Annotated in this window: 2 protein-coding genes; both read right to left on the reverse strand. The window is 36.2% G+C overall.

Features of this window, described 5'->3' with window-relative positions; genetic code table 11:
* Positions 1-1,431, reverse strand: a 1,431-nt coding sequence (locus AC1DRQ_RS31010; protein ID WP_477429904.1) for an ABC transporter permease, incomplete at its 3' end; no start/stop codon positions are given.
* A 341-nt stretch (positions 1,432-1,772) separates the two neighbouring features.
* On the reverse strand, positions 1,773-2,086 hold a 314-nt coding region (locus AC1DRQ_RS31015), incomplete at its 5' end, for a DUF4097 family beta strand repeat-containing protein (protein ID WP_477429906.1).

Here is a 2,086-nt window from a genome sequence, read left to right on the forward strand (position 1 = left end):
ACAGATTATATGCTCCTTATCAAAGCCAAGTGATTTTTGTTGAATATACCTCAATTGCTGAAATACAATAGTGGTTGCTACGATTAAAATAATTGAAATGGAAAATTGTAATACCACCAGCACCTTGCGAAAAGAAACATTACCTGAGCCTACTTTTAATATACCCTTTAAAACCTTAACCGGTTTAAACGACGACATAAATATGGCCGGGTAAATACCACTAATAAGCCCAATTACAAATGGCAGCAACACTAYGGATAATAACACCTGAGGCTGATATAAACTACTGAATGACAAATCCAGATCGGAGAACTTATTGACCAACGGGACAAGGAGCCAGGTAAATACCAGAGCCAGTAGTAAAGAGAAACAGGTGATCAGTACAGATTCGCTTAAAAACTGAACAATGATCTCTTTTTGTTGTGCGCCTATTACCTTCCTGATGCCTATTTCTTTTGCCCTTAATGTTGACCGGGCTGTTGAAAGGTTCATATAGTTGATACAGGCAATCAGTAAAATAAACAGCGCAATGGCCGAAAATATATAAACCCGTTTTATGTCACCATTAGTTTCTATTTCTGCATCCAAATGTGAGTGCAGGTGTATATCCAGTAGTTTTTGAATATGTAACTTACTGTTTTTTGATTCGCGAAAATTGCCGGGCTGCCCTGGAAAATGAACATACTTATCTAAAAAGGCCGGAAACAACGATTCCAAACGATCTGTATTATAATTTGGCGGTAAAAGCAGGTAAGTATAAAAATCATTATTACCCCAATTGGTATGTAACTGCTTATCTCCGTATAGGGTACTATCCTTTAAAGTGATAAATGACAACAGCATTTCAGGGTGCAGCTGTGAATTTGCCGGAAATGGTTTATAAATACCTGTCACTTTAAAATTAAACTGATTATCCAGCCTGATCTCTTTATTCATAGGATCTTCGTTACCAAAGTATTTACGGGCCATTTCTTCGGTCATCATTACAGTAAACGGATCAGAAAGAGCAGTAGCAGGATCACCCTTAATAGTTTTTACTGAGAAAATATTAAAGAAATTCTCATCAGCAAAGTACGATCCTTTTTCGGTAAGCAGTTTGTCTTTATAACGCATTGCTACATTTCCGTTTCCACGTATTTGGGTTACCTTTTTAATATCAGGAAATTCATTTTTTAATAAAGGACCAAATGGCGGTGCTATAGATCCCAGGAAAAGTGATTGAACACCATCGGGAGTATTAAAACTTCGTGTTACACGATAAATATCTTTGGCATTAGCATTAAACTTATCATAGCTTAATTCTTTAACAATATATATCAGAATAAGCATACCGCAGGTCAACCCAATAGTTAAACCAAAAATATTAATAAACGAAATAAATTTGTGCCTGGTAATATTGCGTATGGCAATCCGTAAATAATTCTTTATCATGATCTGTAAATTCTAAAAACTAAACTCTAAAAATCTCAATTTCAAACTCCGCGCTACCCTACCTGCCTTGCAACTGATAAGCATGTAATTACTGCTGATATTGTTTAAAACACATACCAAATAATTAAATTACTGATAATCAATTATTTATTTAAAAAAAATGATTTATAACTGTTCGCAGGCGTAACAGTGGGTGTACGTTTATGATACAATAATAAAAAGCAGAAAACTGAAGTTGATTAGGAATCAATATGCAATGGGCCGCTGGCAGTGTTTAAACACAAAGAGCCCGTCGTTTTAAACGACAGGCTCTTTCTTGTAATTAATTACTTTATAATTTCTTAATTAAGATTGAGATTGATACGATTGCCTCTGATTACTACCAACGAGCCGCCACCGTTTAGCTTGCCTTCAATTTTTTCTTTTTCTTTAGTTCCGCTAAAGTTACCCAACAGGTTCGATTCTACCCTGTCGGCACGCAGATCAAGATTTAAACCTTGTTTTGATGGAAGTGATAAGTCGACATGGCCGCTAACATCAACTTTAACATATTTACCAACGCTGTTAAATTGCGCATGAAAACTGCCACCGCTGCTTGATGCGTCAAGCGCACATGCCAGTTGAGTAAGATTGATACTCCCACCAGAAGTTCCGG

This window comes from Mucilaginibacter sp. P4_E8, from assembly GCF_056401495.1.